General features: G+C 63.2%; 15 protein-coding genes. 9 read left to right on the top strand and 6 right to left on the bottom strand.

The features are described from left to right. Positions 1-92: 92 nt before the first annotated feature. Positions 93-602, bottom strand: coding sequence for a GNAT family N-acetyltransferase (locus HMPREF9697_RS14190; RefSeq protein ID WP_002717926.1), 510 nt, complete (start codon positions 600-602; stop codon positions 93-95). Between the two features lie 207 nt (positions 603-809). On the opposite strand from HMPREF9697_RS14190, the gene HMPREF9697_RS14195 reads away from it, so the two are divergent. Beyond that, positions 810-1,643: an alpha/beta hydrolase family protein gene (locus tag HMPREF9697_RS14195; RefSeq protein WP_244597762.1), complete on the top strand. Its 834-nt coding sequence runs from the start codon at positions 810-812 to the stop codon at positions 1,641-1,643. 5 nt (positions 1,644-1,648) lie between these two features. On the opposite strand, the gene HMPREF9697_RS14200 is transcribed toward HMPREF9697_RS14195, so the two are convergent. The 3 genes from HMPREF9697_RS14200 to HMPREF9697_RS14210 all read right to left on the bottom strand — a co-directional run bounded on the left by HMPREF9697_RS14200 (position 1,649) and on the right by HMPREF9697_RS14210 (position 6,317). Beyond that, positions 1,649-2,887: a flavin monoamine oxidase family protein gene (locus tag HMPREF9697_RS14200; RefSeq protein ID WP_040308298.1), complete on the bottom strand. Its 1,239-nt coding sequence runs from the start codon at positions 2,885-2,887 to the stop codon at positions 1,649-1,651. Between the two features lie 95 nt (positions 2,888-2,982). Further along, complete coding sequence (gene typA / locus HMPREF9697_RS14205) at positions 2,983-4,806, bottom strand: translational GTPase TypA (protein WP_002717929.1); 1,824 nt, start codon at positions 4,804-4,806, stop codon at positions 2,983-2,985. 170 nt (positions 4,807-4,976) lie between these two features. Further along, positions 4,977-6,317, bottom strand: a complete 1,341-nt coding sequence (locus HMPREF9697_RS14210) for a TAXI family TRAP transporter solute-binding subunit (protein ID WP_430642166.1) — start codon at positions 6,315-6,317, stop codon at positions 4,977-4,979. A gap of 256 nt (positions 6,318-6,573) precedes the next feature. Here HMPREF9697_RS14210 and HMPREF9697_RS14215 point away from each other — a divergent pair, with 256 nt between their 5' ends. The 8 genes from HMPREF9697_RS14215 (at position 6,574) to argG (ending at position 13,820) form a co-directional block, all read left to right on the top strand. Next, positions 6,574-6,876, top strand: coding sequence for a 4a-hydroxytetrahydrobiopterin dehydratase (locus HMPREF9697_RS14215; protein ID WP_002717931.1), 303 nt, complete (start codon positions 6,574-6,576; stop codon positions 6,874-6,876). A gap of 94 nt (positions 6,877-6,970) precedes the next feature. Further along, positions 6,971-7,348, top strand: a complete 378-nt coding sequence (locus HMPREF9697_RS14220) for a YkvA family protein (RefSeq protein WP_002717932.1) — start codon at positions 6,971-6,973, stop codon at positions 7,346-7,348. A 195-nt stretch (positions 7,349-7,543) separates the two neighbouring features. Then, positions 7,544-8,125 carry an invasion associated locus B family protein gene (locus tag HMPREF9697_RS14225; protein ID WP_244597974.1) on the top strand — a complete coding sequence of 194 codons (582 nt, stop codon included), beginning with the start codon at positions 7,544-7,546 and terminating at the stop codon, positions 8,123-8,125. A gap of 166 nt (positions 8,126-8,291) precedes the next feature. After that, the gene (gene rlmN / locus HMPREF9697_RS14230; protein ID WP_002717934.1) at positions 8,292-9,473 is read left to right on the top strand and encodes a dual-specificity RNA methyltransferase RlmN; all 1,182 of its coding nucleotides are present in this window, start codon (positions 8,292-8,294) and stop codon (positions 9,471-9,473) included. A 7-nt stretch (positions 9,474-9,480) separates the two neighbouring features. Next, positions 9,481-9,918 carry a hypothetical protein gene (locus HMPREF9697_RS14235; RefSeq protein WP_002717935.1) on the top strand — a complete coding sequence of 146 codons (438 nt, stop codon included), beginning with the start codon at positions 9,481-9,483 and terminating at the stop codon, positions 9,916-9,918. Positions 9,919-9,959: 41 nt separating this feature from the next. Next, positions 9,960-10,733 (top strand): phosphatase PAP2 family protein, encoded by a 774-nt coding sequence (locus HMPREF9697_RS14240; RefSeq protein ID WP_002717936.1) that lies wholly within the window; start codon positions 9,960-9,962, stop codon positions 10,731-10,733. Between the two features lie 4 nt (positions 10,734-10,737). Then, positions 10,738-12,243, top strand: coding sequence for an ArnT family glycosyltransferase (locus HMPREF9697_RS14245; RefSeq protein ID WP_002717937.1), 1,506 nt, complete (start codon positions 10,738-10,740; stop codon positions 12,241-12,243). Between the two features lie 239 nt (positions 12,244-12,482). Further along, the gene (argG, locus tag HMPREF9697_RS14250) at positions 12,483-13,820 is read left to right on the top strand and encodes an argininosuccinate synthase (protein WP_002717938.1); all 1,338 of its coding nucleotides are present in this window, start codon (positions 12,483-12,485) and stop codon (positions 13,818-13,820) included. A gap of 26 nt (positions 13,821-13,846) precedes the next feature. Here argG and HMPREF9697_RS14255 read toward each other — a convergent pair whose 3' ends face one another. Both HMPREF9697_RS14255 and HMPREF9697_RS21530 read right to left on the bottom strand, forming a co-directional pair. Then, complete coding sequence (locus HMPREF9697_RS14255) at positions 13,847-14,632, bottom strand: class I SAM-dependent methyltransferase (protein WP_002717939.1); 786 nt, start codon at positions 14,630-14,632, stop codon at positions 13,847-13,849. Positions 14,633-14,741: 109 nt separating this feature from the next. Then, complete coding sequence (locus tag HMPREF9697_RS21530; RefSeq protein WP_244597764.1) at positions 14,742-16,622, bottom strand: OmpA family protein; 1,881 nt, start codon at positions 16,620-16,622, stop codon at positions 14,742-14,744. Positions 16,623-16,677: the final 55 nt, after the last annotated feature.

The raw sequence follows: 16,677 nt of genomic DNA on the forward strand, positions 1-16,677 counted from the left end.
GACGCGCGCTGTTTAATCGCTTTTGCGGGCGAGGGGAATCACCTGCGGCCGATCCGGCATGATTTGATGATGGGCCGGCTGTCGCGAGACCGTCAGTTGCCCCAGGCGAAGGCGACCTTGTCGAGCGCCTTGGCGCCGAATTGCTCCGAGGAACGCGCCACCATGCGGCCGCCGAGGCTCTGGTAGAAGCCGACGGCCGGGTCGTTGTCCGACAGTGCCCAGACCACCATGCTTTTCAGCCCGCTCTGGGTCAGGTCGCGCTTCGCGGCGGAGAACAGGCGGCGGCCAAAGCCCAGCCCCTGGAACTCCGGGCGCAGGTACAATTCGTAGATTTCGCCGTCGAAATGCAGGCTGCGGGCGCGGTTGCGGCCGTAATTCGCATAGCCCGCGATCTTGTCCCCGAACGACAGCACGCTGACGCGGCTACCTTTGCGGATGGCGCCGTTCCACCACTGCGGACCACGGCGATTGATGAGCTTTTCCAGTTCCGCGCCGGGAATAATACCCTGATAGGCCGAGCGCCACGCCTCATCATGGGTGGCAGCAATCTCGGCGGCATCGGCTGTCCGGGCGGGCCGGACTTCGATCAGGATCGTGCTCATGAGATAATCAAAGCAACTCGCCGGGCGCTCGACAAGGTCTATCGTTAATTATCGGTTAACATGTGAGGTTTTTGCATCATCGTGCTGTGACCTGTCCCGAAATAGGACGAAAATCGGCAGGCGCAGCTTGGCTCATCGCGCCGCAAATTCGATAGTGCGGATATGGCGACGCGATGGCTTTTCACGACGGTATTCGCGGCTGGGTTGATGAGTACGGTGTTCGCCGCATGCGCACAGCCGCTCTCGCTCGGCCCGGTTGGGCCGGAAGGCACGCCCGCGCGGCAGCAGGAATGGCGTGTACCAACGCCCGATCCCGCGACAGTCTCCCATGCGCTGTTATTTCGTCCGCAAGGCGAGGGACCGTTTCCTGTTGCGATCATCGCGCATGCGTCGGTCGAGAATGAGATCCAACGCGCACAGATGACGCAGCCGAACTACGCGCATCTCGCTTTGGCGCTGGTCGCGTGGGGCTTCGCGGTGCTGGTGCCGCAGCGTCCCGGCCATGGCGATACCGGCGGTCCCTATCTCGAAGGCCAGGGTGGATGCGATGCGCCGGATTATCTCCGCGCCGCGCAGGTCACCGGCCGCGCAATCGGCATGGCGCTGGATTTTCTGCGAAGGCAATCTTTCGCGCGCCACGATGGCGCGGTGATCGTCGGCCATTCGGCGGGAGGTTTCGGCGCACTGGCACTCGCGCAACGCGATCCGCGCGACGTTGCTGCGATCATCGTCTTCGCGCCGGGCCGCGGCGGACACGCGCATGGCGAGCCCAACAAAGTCTGTGCGCCGGACAGACTGATCGCGGCAAGCAAGACGCTCGGGCAGAATGCGCGCGTGCCGGTGACATGGCTGGTGGCGGAGAACGATTCCTATTTTTCTCCGGCGCTGTCGAAGCACATGGCGGATGCGTTTCGCGCGGGAGGGGATCGCGTAACGTTCAACGCGTTGCCGCCCGCTGCGCGCGAAGGGCATTTTTTCGTACAGGAAGAGAGCGAGGCTCGACTGGAGTCGATCATCGCGCCTGCTCTCGGCAAGCGTTAACGTGCTCAACGGCCGCGCGGCGCCGTCACTTCCTTCGCTGCGCGAAAACCGCTTTCCAGCGCGCCATGGGCGGTGGAGAAGAAGCTTGGTGAGGTTGCTTCGCCCGCGAAGAACAGTCGCCCATCTACGGGTGCGGCGAGAATGGCACGATCACCGGCATGGCCCGGCAACGCATGTGAATAGGAGCCGCGCGCGAATTCGTCGTGCGCCCAGTGCGACGATGCAAGCGGCGTCAGTTTCTTGCGAAAGTCATTGCCGAGCAGACCCGCGATCTCGTCGATTGCAGCCTGCGCCAGCGCGCCTTTTCCCGCATCTTCGAGTTGGCGCGCGTAGGCGCCGCCGAAATAGCCCTCGATGCAGGCCATGCCCTGCGGCCGCAGATGATAGGCGCCGGTCTTCACGGTGCCGCTGCGCCCGCGCAGATTGCCGTCGGCGGGCAGATCGGTCGGCATCGCAAGCGCCAGCATTACCTTGTCGGCGAGGCCGAGCGGCAGACCGGCGGCGGCGTTCACCTTGTCGGACAGCGCCGGCGTGAAGCGGATTGTTTCTTTCGCGAGCAGGTCCGTCGATACCGTGACGATGATCTTGTCCGCCGTGAGCGTGCCGCGCGAGGTGTGCAGCATGAGGCGCGGCCCGGAATGATCAATCAAGGTCACTTGCGTGCCGAGAGCAACAGTGCAGGTTGAACCATAGGCCGCGATCAGCGCGCCGTAACCCTTGGCCGCTCGCCAGTTGATCTCGGTGTCCTCATACGCCGCCATGTCATGGACCGAGACCTGATCGAGTTCGCAGCCGTTAATGTAGGTCGAGACCGCGTCGATCTGTGCATTCCAGCGATTACCGGGTTTGAGGAGATCGCTCGCCGGGCGGTCGGGTTTGTCGACTGCAGCGAAGGCGCGCTCGAAAAAATCATCAAGCGCAGCGAGGAATTCTTCGCGCTCGGCGCGGGGAAAACCGGCGTCGAAAGTCTGCTGCTGCCACGGCGGCCGATTTCGATTGATCGCAAATCCAAGTTGCTCCGCGATCCGCACGAATGGGTTTTTGTCGGCGGAATGCAGCCAGCCGCAGCCCACGTCGAAGATCACATTATTGGGTAGAGACAGCGTCTGCGCGCGTCCGCCGATTCGATCCCGCGCTTCCAGCACGAGCGTCGAAAGGCCGGAGCCCTGCAGTGCATGCGCAGCGCCAAGTCCGGCTGCGCCCGCGCCGATGATCGCGACGTCGATGTGAGAAGGAAACGACATGGAATCTGGGCCGATGAGAATGTCATGGACGTATGAGACGAAAATGCCCGGCGCAAGGCCGGGCATTTTAGAGATTGTTCGAAGCGAATAAGAGATCAGCTCGCGAGAGCTTCCTTTTCCTTTTCGGCGCGTTTGCGCTCGTTCGGGTCGAGGTGGCGCTTGCGCAGCCGGATCGACTTCGGCGTGACTTCAACGAGTTCGTCGCTCTCGATATAGGACAGCGCCTTTTCCAGCGTCATCTTGATCGGCGGCGTGAGGCGCACTGCCTCATCCTTCGATGTCGTGCGGATGTTGGTGAGCTGCTTGCCCTTGAGCACGTTGATCTCGAGATCGTTCTCGCGGGTGTGCTCGCCGACGATCATGCCGCGATAGACGCGCCAGCCGGGCTCGATCATCATCGGGCCACGATCTTCGAGCTTCCACATCGCGTAGGCGACGGCTTCGCCCTGATCGTTGGAGATCAGCACGCCGTTGCGGCGACCTTGAATGTCGCCCTTGTACGCGGCATAGCCGTGGAACAGGCGGTTCATGATCGCGGTGCCGCGGGTGTCGGTGAGCAGTTCGCTCTGGTAGCCGATCAGGCCGCGGGTCGGCGCGTAGAACACAAGCCGCAGGCGGTTGCCACCCGACGGGCGCATTTCGATCATCTCGGCCTTGCGCTCGCTCATCTTCTGCACGACCACGCCGGAGAATTCCTCGTCGACGTCGATCACGACTTCCTCGATCGGCTCCTGAAGCTGGCCGTTGTCGGCCTTCTCCAGCACGACGCGCGGACGCGACACGGCAAGCTCGAAGCCTTCGCGGCGCATGTTTTCGATCAGAATCGCGAGCTGCAATTCGCCGCGACCCGAGACTTCCATCGAGTCCTTGTCGGTGGCTTCCACCACGCGCAGCGCGACATTGCCTTCGGCTTCGCGCAGCAGGCGATCGCGGATCAGGCGGCTCGTCACCTTGTCGCCTTCGGTGCCTGCGATTGGCGAGTTGTTGACCATGAAGGTCATCGACACAGTCGGCGGATCGATCGGCTGCGCCTGGATCGCTACTTCAACGGTCGGGTCGCAGAAGGTGTCGGCGACCGTACCCTTGGTGAGGCCCGCGATGGCGACGATGTCTCCGGCTTCGGCAAGTTCGATCGGCTGACGCTCGATGCCGCGGAAGGCGAGAATTTTCGAGATGCGGCCCGTCTCGACGGTCTTGCCGTCGCGCGAGAGCACCTTCACCGTTTGGTTCGGTTTCACCGAGCCCGAGGCGATGCGGCCGGTAATGATGCGGCCGAGATAGGGGTTGGCTTCCAGAATGGTGCCGAGCAGGCGGAACGGACCCTCTTCGACGACGGGCTGCGCAACATGTTTGAGGACGAGTTCGAACAGCGGCTTCATGCCGTTGGCGTTGTCTTCCTCGTTTGTGCCCATCCAACCGTTCTTGCCGGAGCCGTACAGGATCGGGAAGTCGAGCTGCTCGTCGGTGGCGTCGAGAGCTGCGAACAGGTCGAACACTTCGTTGACGACTTCAGTGACGCGCGCGTCGGGGCGGTCCACCTTGTTGATGGCGACGATCGGCTTGAGGCCGAGCTTGAGCGCCTTGCCGACCACAAACTTGGTCTGCGGCATCGGACCTTCGGCGGCGTCCACCAGCACGATCACGCCATCGACCATCGAGAGGATGCGCTCGACTTCGCCACCGAAATCGGCGTGACCGGGCGTGTCGACGATGTTGATCTGGGTGTCGCCCCAATTCACCGAGGTGCACTTGGCGAGAATGGTGATGCCGCGTTCTTTTTCGATGTCGTTGGAGTCCATCACGCGTTCGGTGATGCGCTGGTTTTCGCGGTAGGTGCCTGCCTGCTGGAGCAACTTGTCTACCAGCGTGGTTTTGCCATGGTCGACGTGCGCGATGATCGCGATATTACGCAGGTTCATAAATCATCCTGGGGCCGCCGTGGCGGCGTTCAAATCGGGCGGCCAAATCGCGGCCCGAAAAAGAGGTGCCCGGCTCTGTCGAACCGGGCACTCATTGCGGCGCAATATAGTCGGGAATCACTCAAAAACAACGGATAAATCGTTAAAATCGGCCTCGAGGCAAAAATTGATTAAGCGACATGCATAGGGGGCGGGGGACGTTGCGCCCGCGCCATTTCCGGCAGGTTGATCAGGAACATCTTCCGGTCGGCGACCGCGTTATGGAACTGTTCCAGCGCGATGCTGAACGCCGTCAAGGAACCCTCCTCGATGGCGCCGTCCTCGAAACAATGCAGCGTTTCCCGCATGATGGTGTCGGCCTCCGCCTGCATGGCGTCGAGTTCCTCCATCGAGGTGCTGGTTCGTGCCGCGGTGAGCATTTCGAGCAGCCGCTCGCGCAGGCCTGAATTGGTGACGCGCTCATCCTTGCGCAGGTAGCCGCCGAACCAGGCGATCACCGAGCCCATCACCGAGAGCAGCATGATGCCGCCCCACATGTAGTCGCTGTACTTGTCGAGGAAGCTTTTCTCCTCGCCGTCCACGAAGGCGGCCGCGCCGGGGTGGGCCGGAATGGCGGCATCCTTGTCGGTGTCCGGGGTTTCGATCTTGGCCGATTGCGGGAACTCGTTAATGACGGCTTGCCGGGCGCCGAATAATTGCCGTGCGAAGGTGGCGACCGTCGTGTCTGACAGCGAGCGGCGTGCCATGAAGTGATGGCCGACGGTGATGGTCGTCACGGTATCGTCGGGTCGTGGCGGGGAGGCGCTGAAAGTACCCGCGGGAATTTCACCCGAGTCATAGGCGGCGAATTTCTGCGCGATCGCGTCCGCTGTATCGAGCGAAAGAAAACGTGGCTCAGCTCCCGCGCGCGAGGTCGCAGCAATAGCCTCGGCAGTGATGCGGCTGTTGAGCGGCCCGACCGCCATATAGGCGTCGAGTTTAGCGCTGCGCAGCGCCTCGGAAATGCCTGCGGTCGAGAACTGGGTGACATGCACCGACTCCGGAGACACCCCGGACTGATCGAGGATGACGTGAAGCAGATTGATGTTGGCCTGGGTGCGCCCGATCACGCCGATATTCTTGCCCGCGAGTTGCTTGATGCTGGTGATCTTCGGCTTCTTCGAGGCGCCGCCCGGCACCCAGATCACCGCGAAATTCTTGCGCAGGAAGGCGACCGCGCCGGCGTTCTTCGGCAGATCGACGTCTGCGCGCACGATGGCGAGATCGGTCTTGCCCTGCGCAAGATCAGCGGCGCTTTGGGACGCGCCCTCCGTGATGACGGGGCGCAGGCGAATGTGGGCGTGGTCGCGTGCGAAGGCCTGGCTGAGTGCCTGGATCACCTTGACGTCATCGCTGCTGGGCGGCCCGACCGCGATGCGCAGCGTGATCGGCCGTAGCGCGTAATAGGTGATGCCACCTGCGAGCGCGAAGACAGCGAGCACGGCGGCGATCACCATCAGGATTCCGCGCATCTGCCGTCGTGCTCGCGAGGAGGAGACCCCGGGAGCCTGCAAAGCGGGTCGCGCCAACAGGTTGTCCTTTGCCATATTCCACCGCAGCGGCTTCTTAAGTCCTCCGCCCGGGCTAGGCGTTAAGGACCATCACCACTATCGTACCAGAGATTGAGGCGGAATGCGGCCGGAACCGGGATGTTGGTTAGCGTCCGGGTTGGGGAACGGTCGGAAATACCCCGGGTTGACGCGACAGGTAATGGTCAGGAGGCGTGGCATGGTCGATTTGCTCTCGGAAGCGGCGCGGAAGCAGGCGCTGGTGGGCCTGAAAGGCTGGAGCGAGGCGGTGGGTGGCAAGGCGCTGAACCGCACCTTCACGTTCCGGGACTTCAACGAGGCGTTCGGTTTCATGACGCGCGCGGCGCTGGCTGCGGAAAAGAGCGATCACCATCCTGACTGGCGCAATGTCTATAAAACCGTCGAGGTGAGTCTCTCCACTCATGATGCCGATGGCGTCACCGAACGCGATATCGCGCTCGCCAAAACCATGAACGAGATCGCGGCGAAGCTCGGCGCGTGAGGAGCGCCGCCTCCGGCGGCTTTCCTGATGGGTTGTCGCGCGCGGTACACATCCCCATTTAGGGGATGCGGATGAAGGAGCCGCGCCAACAGCCATGTCCAGATCGGAACAGAGCATCGAGTTCGACACCAACGCGCTGGTGAATAATCCCGAGCGTTTGCGCGAGAGCTTCTGGAAGAAGCTCAAGCGGGTGGCGGCGCAATTGCCCTTCGCCGAAGAGCTTTTGGCCGCCTATTATTGCGCGTTCGACCGTGAGACACCGCGTCATGTTCAGGCGGCGCTGCTTGGCGCGATCGCCTATTTCGTGCTGCCGTTCGATTTTATTCCCGACATGCTGCCGGTGCTCGGCTTTACCGACGACGCAGCCGTGCTCGCGACCGCAATCCGGCTGGTTTCGAGCCACATCACCTCTGAACACCGGCGGGCGGCCCGCGTTGCGCTGGGGCGCGGGTTCGAGGATACTCCGCACTGAATTTTCCAAGCCCCAAAAGCGGCGCATTGCTGCGGTTTGGCTGATCGGCGGAATCAGTGCAAACTCCGAGGAATCTTCGCCGATTCCCGTTTTCGACAAGGCCGGGCGGCGCTTTCGCGCCTTGCCCGATCAAAGAGGTTCTTCATGATGTTGCGGATGCTGGCACCTATGACCGCTGTGGCGCTCATCGGATGCATGGCCGTGCCTGTTTCATTGCAGGCCCAGACGCCCAAAGCACACTCGTCCAAGGCGCCGGCTGCGAAATCCAGCAAGGCCAAACCAGCCGCGAAGCCGGCTTCGAAACCCGCTGCCGCGCATGCCGGCGGTGCGGAGCCGACGCTGGTCGGGCAGTACGCCACCTGGGGTGCCTACGTCGCGACGCCGAACGGCAAGAAAGTCTGCTTCGCGCTGGCCAAGCCCTCGTCCTCGAAAACCAATCCGCCGAACCGGCCGCGCGATCCCGGCTACGCCTTCGTGTCGACCCGTCCCTCCGAGAAGGTGACGAACGAAGTGTCGATCATGATCGGGTACCAGATCAAGCCGGGCTCCGACTCCACGCTCGCGATCGGCAATGCGCGTTACGCGATGTACGCGCAGGGTGACGGATTGTGGATCAAGAACGCCGCCGAGGAGGACCGCCTGATCGACGCGATGCGCAAGGGCGCGGATGCGACGGTGAAGGCGACATCGGCCAAGGGAACGGACACGACCGACGTGTTCTCATTGAAGGGGCTTTCCCAGGCGCTCGACAAGGTCGCGCAGGAGTGCCGGAAGTAGCCGGTTCCCGACGCTGCCTCCTTGCGAGGGGAGCAGGTTTTTGACGTCTCCGGCGCAGAATCTTTAAGTCCAGGGCCGGAATCGCCCCGGCTGCGGCTTTCCACGGCTGCGTGAAAAGCCTATTTGAAGCGCCATGAACCCCACGATGACGCAAGCGGAGGCGCGCATGGACGCGCCCTTGGAAAAGACCGCCCAGGAGGTCTATGTCGCTCCCGACAGGCCCTCGCTGATCGGCCTGTCGCGCGCGGAACTGATGGTACGACTTGGCGAAGTCGGCGTGCCCGAGAAGCAGCGCAAGATGCGCGCGCAACAGCTCTGGCACTGGATGTATGTGCGTGGCGCGCAGACGTTTGCCGACATGACCAACGTCTCGAAGGACATGCGCGCGCAACTCGAAGCGCGCTTTACCGTCGACCGGCCGGAAGTCGTCGCCGAACAGGTTTCCAACGACGGCACCCGCAAATGGCTGCTGCGTCTGCCGGGCGACGGCGTCGGCCGCGCGCATGAAGTCGAGTGCGTCTATATTCCCGAAACCGATCGCGGCACGCTGTGCGTGTCCTCGCAGGTCGGCTGCACGCTGAACTGCTCGTTCTGCCATACCGGCACCCAGCGGCTGGTGCGCAATCTCACCGCGGGCGAGATCGTCGGCCAGGTGATGGTGGCGCGTGACCGCCTGAACGATTGGGTCGATCGCGAAACGCCGAACGGCAATCGCCTCGTCACCAACGTGGTGATGATGGGCATGGGCGAGCCGCTGTACAATTTCGACGCCGTGCGCGATGCGCTCAACATCGTGATGGACAATGAAGGCATCGCGCTGTCGCGCCGCCGTATCACGCTGTCGACTTCGGGCGTGGTGCCGAACATCGGGCGGATGGGCGAGGAGACCGGCGTGATGCTCGCGATCTCGCTGCATGCGGTGCGCGATGAATTGCGCAACGAACTCGTGCCGCTCAACCGCAAATATCCGATCGCTGAACTGCTGGAAGCTTGCCGCAACTATCCCGGCGCATCGAACGCGCGCCGCATCACCTTCGAATACGTGATGCTGAAGGGCGTCAACGACTCACTCGACGATGCCAAGCTTCTGGTGAAGCTGCTCAAGGGCATTCCAGCCAAGATCAATCTCATTCCGTTCAATCCGTGGCCCGGCAGCAAGTACGAATGCTCGGACTGGGAGCAGATCGAGAAATTCTCCGAATACGTGTTCAACGCTGGCTATTCCTCGCCGGTCCGTACGCCGCGTGGTCGTGACATTCTCGCCGCCTGCGGGCAGCTGAAATCCGAGACGGAGAAGTTGTCGGTGCGCGAACGCGATGCCCTGCGCGCGATGGCGATGACGGATTAGTTGTCGCATGGCTCTGATCGGACGATTGTTCGCGACCTTCTTCGGCTTCCTCGCCGCCTGCTTCGTCGCGGGCGCGGTGGTAGTGTTCGCGCTGGTGTTTCCCGAGATGGACGTGCAGACGCTCGATATCGACAGCGGCACGATGAACGTCATTTTCGGAATCGGTTTTATGCTGATCAGCGGCTTCGCGCTGCTGCCCGCGCTGATCGCGGTGCTCGTCACCGAAGCCTTCTCGATCCGTCATATTCTGGCCTATGCGATCTTCGGCGGCCTCGCGGGGCTTGGCTGCTACCTCGCCTTCATCCCGTTCGACACCGTGACGATGACGTTCGAAGGCATCGTCCGGCGTCACGTCGAAGTGATGGTGGGCGCGGGCATTGTTGGCGGCGTAGTTTACTGGCTGATCGCAGGCCGTAACGCAGGAGCATGGCGCGAGCCGGTGTGAGGGTGCTTTCCTCCGTCGGCACGGTCTGGTAGGCAGGCGCCATGAACAAGACGGGCCTTGTAATCGCTCTCGCTGTCGGTGCTGTTGTGGGCATCGTGTTCGGCGTATTTCCCGAGCTCGATCTGAAAATCGCGGCGCTGTTCTACGATCCTGCGAGCCATCGCTTCCCGATGCAGGCTTCGCACCTGGCAAGCTTTGCGCGCGATGCCGCGATGTGGATCACCTGGGCCTTTGCGCTGCCTGCACTGGTCTCGCTCGCTGTGAAGATCGTGCTGCCACGCCGCCGGATGCTGGTCTCGCCCAGAGTCACTTTGTTTCTGACGCTTTCCATCGTGCTGACCGCCGGGATCATCTCGAACGCCGGTTTCAAGACCTATTGGGGGCGTCCGCGTCCGGTGGCGACCGCCGAGTTCGGCGGTCCCTGGCAGTTCAAGCCGTGGTGGAATCCGACCGGACAATGTCCGCGCAACTGCTCATTCTATTCGGGCGAAGCGACCACGGCATTCTGGACCTACGCGCCTGCAGCGCTTGCGCCGCCGCAATGGCGGCCGCTTGCTTACGTCGCCGCCACGGTGTTCGGTCTCGGCACCGGACTGCTGCGCATGAGCTTCGGCGGCCATTATTTCACCGACGTGATATTCGGTGGCGTTATGGCATTCCTGATCGTGTGGGTGATGCACGGTATCTATTATCGCTGGCCGACGCGACAGAGCGACGATGAGATCGACGCCCGGCTCACGAGATGGTTTATGGCGTTCTTCAACGCCATAGGTGCGCCATTCAAGCGCCGCACGCCGACGCCTCCGGAAGGATAGGCGGATGAGTGTGGCGGCTGCTTCCGGCGCGGGCAAAGGCGGCAGGCTGCCGGCGGTGTTCGCTGTCCTTGTCGTGGTGCTGACGCTGGTGCGGCTTATCGGGCTGCATCTGTCGGTAGTCGATCTGTTCTTCGATGAATCGCAATACTGGGCGTGGGCGCAGGCGCCCGCGTTCGGCTATTTCTCCAAGCCGCCGCTGCTGGCGTGGATTATCGCCGCATCGCAGACGGTATGTGGCGCGTCGGAAGCCTGCATTCGTGCACCGGCGCCGCTGCTGCATGGCGCGACCGCCTTTCTGATTTATGCGATCGGACAAAGGCTGTTCAGCGCCCGTGCCGGTTTCTGGTCGGGGTTGATCTATCTGCTCGCGCCCGGCGTCGTGTTTTCGACGCGGATCATCTCCACCGACGTGCCGCTCTTGTTCTGCTGGGCACTGGCGCTGCTGGCTTTCGTCGAATTGCGCCGCGCGCCGAACTGGGGCTGGGCTGTTCTGCTTGGCCTCGCGATCGGCATCGGCATGCTGGCGAAATACGCGATGATTTACTTCGTCGCCTGCGCCGTGCTGGCCGCGATCATGGATGAAGGATCGCGGCGGCTGTGGCGCAGGCCGCAGCTATGGGTGGCGTTGGCGATCGGTGTCGTGGTGCTCGCGCCCAACCTGATGTGGAATGCCGCGAACGGCTTCGTCACGCTCAAGCACACTGGTGACAATGCCCGCGGCAACGGGCTGATGTTCAGCCTTCCTCATGCCGCCGAGTTTGTCGCCAGCCAGTTCGCTGTCATGGGTTTCATCACCTTCGGCGTGTTCCTCGCGCTGCTCGTGCGCCCGCGTCATTATCTACGCAATGCCGACATGCGGATGTTGATGGCGTTTGCCGTCCCGCCGGTCGCGATCATCACGGTGGTTGCGTTTCTCACCCATGCGAATGCCAACTGGGCGGCGCCATCGGCGATTGCCATGACCATCCTTGCGACCGCCGTGCTGGTGACTGAGGATCGCCGCGGCTGGCTCGTGGCGAGCATCGTCATCGGTCTCGTGGTGCAGGGGACGCTGCTGATCGGCGATCACATCGCCGATCGCGTCAGCATTCCCGGCATCCGCAATGGCAACGTCTACGCTCGCACGATGGGCTGGCATCGCCTTGGCGATGACGTCGCCGTCACAGCCAAAGCGCATGGCGCACGCGGCATCGCCGCCGACACGCGTGATCTCGTCTCGTCGCTGATTTACTACACACGCGCGAGCGGCTTGCCGGTGCTCGCCTGGCCGTTGTCGGCAGTGCCGAGCCATGAGTTCGATATCTCCCGGCCGCTGACGGCGGCGGCATCGATGCCGATCCTGTTCGTCACGGAATGTGAACTGCCGGCACGTCTCGAGGCGCAGTTCGGCAACGTCACATCGCTTGGGCCCGTGACGATGGTGAGGGGCCCGACCTCGCGCCGGAGCTTCTCGTTGTTTCTGCTGGATCAGCCGAAAGGCGCACTCAGGCCGCTGGCAGGCTGTAGCTAGGTATCGCGGGAGCCCCTTGCCGGACTTTGCTGGCCGCCGCGCTGGTCCCATCGACATGGTGGCCGCTGGGCCAGGACGGCGAAAATGAGCCTTTTCGGGGCCTCCCAATCTTTCTATAGAGAGCCGGTCTGATCTTGGCGTCGCCTACACTCCGGCCGCCAATCCACGCATTCCCGTCCGCGCGATGTCTGGTCATCGTGTATCCAAGTCGTCCAACGAAACTGCCCGAAGGAAGTCCCATGAGCACGATTCTGAAAAACCTTCCCAAGGGAGAAAACGTTGGTATCGCGTTCTCGGGCGGGCTCGACACCAGCGCGGCGCTGCTTTGGATGAAGCAGAAAGGCGCGCGCGTCTTTGCCTACACCGCCAATCTGGGCCAGCCCGACGAGGCCGACTACGACGAGATTCCGCGCAAGGCGATGGAGTTCGGCGCCGAGAAGGCCCGCCTCGTGGATTGCCGCACGCAGCTGGTTCACGAGGGCATCGCCGCGATTCAGTCCGGCGCCTTCCATGTCTCGACCGGCGGCATCGCGTACTTCAACACCACGCCGCTTGGCCGCGCCGTGACCGGCACGATGCTGGTCTCGGCCATGAAGGAAGACGGCGTCAACATCTGGGGCGACGGCTCGACCTACAAGGGCAACGATATCGAGCGGTTCTATCGCTACGGATTGCTGACCAATCCGGAGTTGCGGATCTACAAGCCGTGGCTCGATCAGCAGTTCATCGACGAACTGGGCGGCCGCGCGGAAATGTCGGCGTTCATGACGGCGCATGGTTTTGCCTACAAGATGAGCGCCGAGAAGGCGTATTCGACCGACAGCAATCTTCTCGGCGCGACGCACGAGGCCAAGGATCTCGAACATCTCAACAGCGGCATCAGGATCGTCAATCCGATCATGGGCGTGCCGTTCTGGCGCGACGATTGCGTCGTCAAGGCCGAGACGGTTTCAGTGCGGTTCGAGGAAGGCCAGCCCGTCGCGCTGAACGGCACGACCTTCGCCGATCCTGTCGCGCTGTTCCTCGAGGCCAACGCCATCGGCGGTAGGCATGGCCTCGGCATGAGCGACCAGATCGAGAACCGGATCATCGAGGCGAAGAGCCGTGGCATCTACGAGGCGCCGGGCATGGCGCTGCTGCACATCGCGTATGAACGTCTCGTCACCGGCATCCACAACGAAGACACCATCGAGCAATACCGGATCAGCGGCATGCGGCTCGGCCGGTTGCTTTATCAGGGGCGGTGGTTCGATTCGCAGGCCTTGATGCTGCGCGAAACCGCGCAGCGCTGGGTGGCGCGCGCGATCACCGGCGAGGTGACGCTCGAACTGCGGCGTGGCAACGACTACTCGATCCTGAACACCGAGAGTCCGAATCTGACCTATGCGCCGGAGCGGTTGAGCATGGAGAAGGTTGAGGACGCGCCGTTCACGCCGGGCGACCGCATCGGTCAATTGACCATGCGCAATCTCGATATTTCCGATACGCGCCGCAAACTCAATCTCTACACGAAGACGGGCTTGCTCTCGGCGGGTGAAGGCGCACACATTCCCAAGCTCGGCAGCGACAAGGGCTGAAGCGCATCAAGAATTGCGTGGCGCAACTAACCCGTCTTGTCCGCCCAATAGACGACGGTGTCGTAGGGAACGGTCACGATGTCCTTGCCCGCAAGCTCGGGTGTTGACGCTATCAAGGCGCGGATGGCCGCCACGACTTTGGCTTCCTCGTCGGGAGGCAGCGCGGCGATAAAGCTCGTCGAGCGGAAGCGGTCGACGATTACATCCTCCGGCGAGCCGGTATGGCCCGGATGTGGAAAGCGGTTCGCATGCAACGGGCCGAATCCATCGAATGGGAACACCGAACTCAGGGTCTTTGAGGTGAAGCGCGGCGTGTCGCCCTCATAGGGAGCGATGAGGTCCCTCAACTGAGCGACCCACGGCACGGATTCATCGCGCCTGTTCCAGACGAGTGCGAGTTTGCCCCATGGCTTCAGCACGCGATGGATTTCCGTGAGCGATGCCTTGGTGGCGAACCAGTGAAACGATTGCGCGCAGGTCAGCGCGTCGACCGAATTGTCAGGCAACGGAATCGCGGTGGCGGTGCCTTCAAGAACATCGATCTCCGGGAGCAGCTTCGCAAGCTGTTCACGCATCTGCCGCACCGGCTCGACTGCGATCACGCGCGCGCCGGTTTTGACCAGATAACGGGTGAACTTGCCCGTGCCTGCGCCAAGGTCCACGGCGGTTTTGCCGGCCTCAATGTTGAGATACTGGCTCAGCCAGTCCACGATCTCGGTTGGATAATCAGGCCGTCCGCGCGCGTAGGTCTCGGCTTTGGCAGTGTAACCTTTGGCGGCGGCGTGGTGGATCTGTCCAGCAACATCGTTCATCAAAGACTCCTTTTAGTCGCATCATGCGTCCGATCCGCTGGATAAGGCCAGATACAAAAATGGCCGGGACATTGTCCCGGCCATCGCATTTTTGTGACCAACATTGCAATCAGCGTGGCGCGGCGTTGGCCTCGCCACCGTTGAGAAGCGGTGTGATGTTGCGCACCGTGACGCGGCGGTTGCGGCGCTCCGGAGCGTCGGTTGCAATCTTCAGATACTGCTCGCCGTAACCTTGCGACGTGAGGTTCTCCGCAGGTACGCCGAACTGCTGCGTCAGCAATTCCGCGGCCGCTTCGGCGCGGCGATCCGACAGCGACAGATTGTCGACATCGTTGCCGACCGCATCGGTGTGGCCTTCGATCAGAAACACCGTCTGCGGATTTCTCTGGATGGCCCGGTTCATGCCATCGGCGATGGCCTGCAGCTTCGCAGCTTGATCCGGCGGAATGTCCCACGAACCGGTCTCGAAATTGATGGTATCGAGATCGATCGATGGCATGCGCTGGCGCACCGAGGGGCTGTAGCGGATTTCGTCGAGCGAATAGGGCCGCTCGAGCCGGTCCACTGGCGGCGCAATCAGCGTGTCGTAGATCAGATCCGGCGGCGCGCCGTCGGCTTCGACGATGTAGCGATCCTGCGGAATGTGCAGCACGGGCGGCGGCAGCGAGACGAAGTAGCCGCCGATGGCGCCGGCCACCACACCAGCGGCGAGACCGGCACCAAAACCCGGACCGCCGTGACGCCGGTTGTCGATGATGACCACCTCGCGTCCATCCGGTCCACGGCGGCTGCGCCGCAGAAGACCACCACGCTCGTCGTTGATGGTGATGATCTGCGAGCCGTCAGGACGAACCACGACTGTGCGCGTGTCGTTGCCCTGCCGGTCGACACGGACGTCTCGTGCGCCGTAGCGGAAACGGTCCACATCGTTGTGCCGGATGAACGACTGTCCATTCGGATCGCGTACGATCACGCGGCCCGGTTCGGTGATGATGGTGCGACCGCCTTCGGTGCGTTCCTGGCGCTTGCCGCGGAAGTCGTCGATCCGTCCGCGCTGCATCGTTGCATCCCGGGCGGGCAATGGCGTGGTGGCCGCTGCTGGTGCAGCAGGCAACGGTGCCGCGATCGGCGCGTGCGTAGGCGCAACGGGTGTGCCGGCGGGAAGGCCGGGCGGTGGACCGCGCCGCTCGCTGCGTTGTCCGTTGGCGCCGCCGGGTACGGGTGCTGCGTTGGGCGCAGCATTCGGTGCGGGAGGTGTTGCGTTCGGCAGCGCGTGGCCGCCGGGCGGCGTTTGAATGGCATTCGGCCGCATCGCGTTCGGAGGCGTCGCCTGATTCGGTGCTGCGTTGGGTGCAGTATTCGGCGTGGGGGGCGCGCCGTTCGGCAACGGGCGACCGCCGGGCGGGGTCTGAACTGCATTCGGGCGCGCATTTGGAGGCGTCGCCTGATTTGGCGCAGCATGCGGGGCCGCGTTGTTCGGCGCCGGTGGGCGTTGTGGCGTTACGTCGCGGGCGCCCGGCGCGATCGGCTGGGCGCTGGGTGCGCGCGGAGCTTCACCGCGTGGTGCAGGTGCGGGTTGCTGCTGCGGAGCAGGCGGTTGCGGGCGCGGGGCCTCGCCGCGATGCGGCTGAGTCGGCGCCGCGGCGGGAGGCGTTGGCCGTGCGGGTGCGCCGGGCGGATGAGCCTGTGGCGCGGGAGCGGCATGAGGAGGTGCCGCCGGCGGTGCGGGACGGGCCGCAGGAGCCTGAGGTGCTGCGGGCGGATGTGGAGGTGCGGCCTTCGGAGCCTGAGGCGGCGCGGCATGTGGTGGCGCGGGCGGTGCTCCTCTCGGCGCGACAGGCGGCGGAGCCTTCGGCGGCGTCCTGCCCTCAGGCGCCTTCTGCTGATCGGGAGCGGCCTGGGCCATCATGAAAGATGCTGGCGCGGCATGCGCAAATTGCGAAACGGAAAATGCGGCGGTCGCGAGCAATACCAGTCTCAGGTTCTTCATATCCATCCTTGGTGTTGGAGCCATGTCTCTCATCTCTCACCAGAGTCCACGACGC

The organism is Afipia felis ATCC 53690 (assembly GCF_000314735.2).
Lineage (GTDB): Bacteria > Pseudomonadota > Alphaproteobacteria > Rhizobiales > Xanthobacteraceae > Afipia > Afipia felis.

Bases quoted from the DNA above. Each gene is read 5' to 3' on its own strand.
- HMPREF9697_RS14235 (WP_002717935.1), top strand. From the start codon at position 9,481: ATGGCTCTGATCGGACGATTGTTCGCGACCTTCTTCGGCTTCCTCGCC.
- typA (WP_002717929.1), bottom strand. From the start codon at position 4,806: ATGAACCTGCGTAATATCGCGATCATCGCGCACGTCGACCATGGCAAA.
- HMPREF9697_RS14210 (WP_430642166.1), bottom strand. From the start codon at position 6,317: ATGCGCGGAATCCTGATGGTGATCGCCGCCGTGCTCGCTGTCTTCGCG.
- HMPREF9697_RS14190 (WP_002717926.1), bottom strand. From the start codon at position 602: ATGAGCACGATCCTGATCGAAGTCCGGCCCGCCCGGACAGCCGATGCC.
- HMPREF9697_RS14220 (WP_002717932.1), top strand. From the start codon at position 6,971: ATGTCCAGATCGGAACAGAGCATCGAGTTCGACACCAACGCGCTGGTG.
- HMPREF9697_RS14225 (WP_244597974.1), top strand. From the start codon at position 7,544: ATGGCCGTGCCTGTTTCATTGCAGGCCCAGACGCCCAAAGCACACTCG.
- rlmN (WP_002717934.1), top strand. From the start codon at position 8,292: ATGGACGCGCCCTTGGAAAAGACCGCCCAGGAGGTCTATGTCGCTCCC.
- HMPREF9697_RS14255 (WP_002717939.1), bottom strand. From the start codon at position 14,632: ATGAACGATGTTGCTGGACAGATCCACCACGCCGCCGCCAAAGGTTAC.
- HMPREF9697_RS14240 (WP_002717936.1), top strand. From the start codon at position 9,960: ATGAACAAGACGGGCCTTGTAATCGCTCTCGCTGTCGGTGCTGTTGTG.
- HMPREF9697_RS14245 (WP_002717937.1), top strand. From the start codon at position 10,738: ATGAGTGTGGCGGCTGCTTCCGGCGCGGGCAAAGGCGGCAGGCTGCCG.
- HMPREF9697_RS14195 (WP_244597762.1), top strand. From the start codon at position 810: ATGAGTACGGTGTTCGCCGCATGCGCACAGCCGCTCTCGCTCGGCCCG.
- HMPREF9697_RS14215 (WP_002717931.1), top strand. From the start codon at position 6,574: ATGGTCGATTTGCTCTCGGAAGCGGCGCGGAAGCAGGCGCTGGTGGGC.
- HMPREF9697_RS21530 (WP_244597764.1), bottom strand. From the start codon at position 16,622: ATGAAGAACCTGAGACTGGTATTGCTCGCGACCGCCGCATTTTCCGTT.
- argG (WP_002717938.1), top strand. From the start codon at position 12,483: ATGAGCACGATTCTGAAAAACCTTCCCAAGGGAGAAAACGTTGGTATC.
- HMPREF9697_RS14200 (WP_040308298.1), bottom strand. From the start codon at position 2,887: ATGTCGTTTCCTTCTCACATCGACGTCGCGATCATCGGCGCGGGCGCA.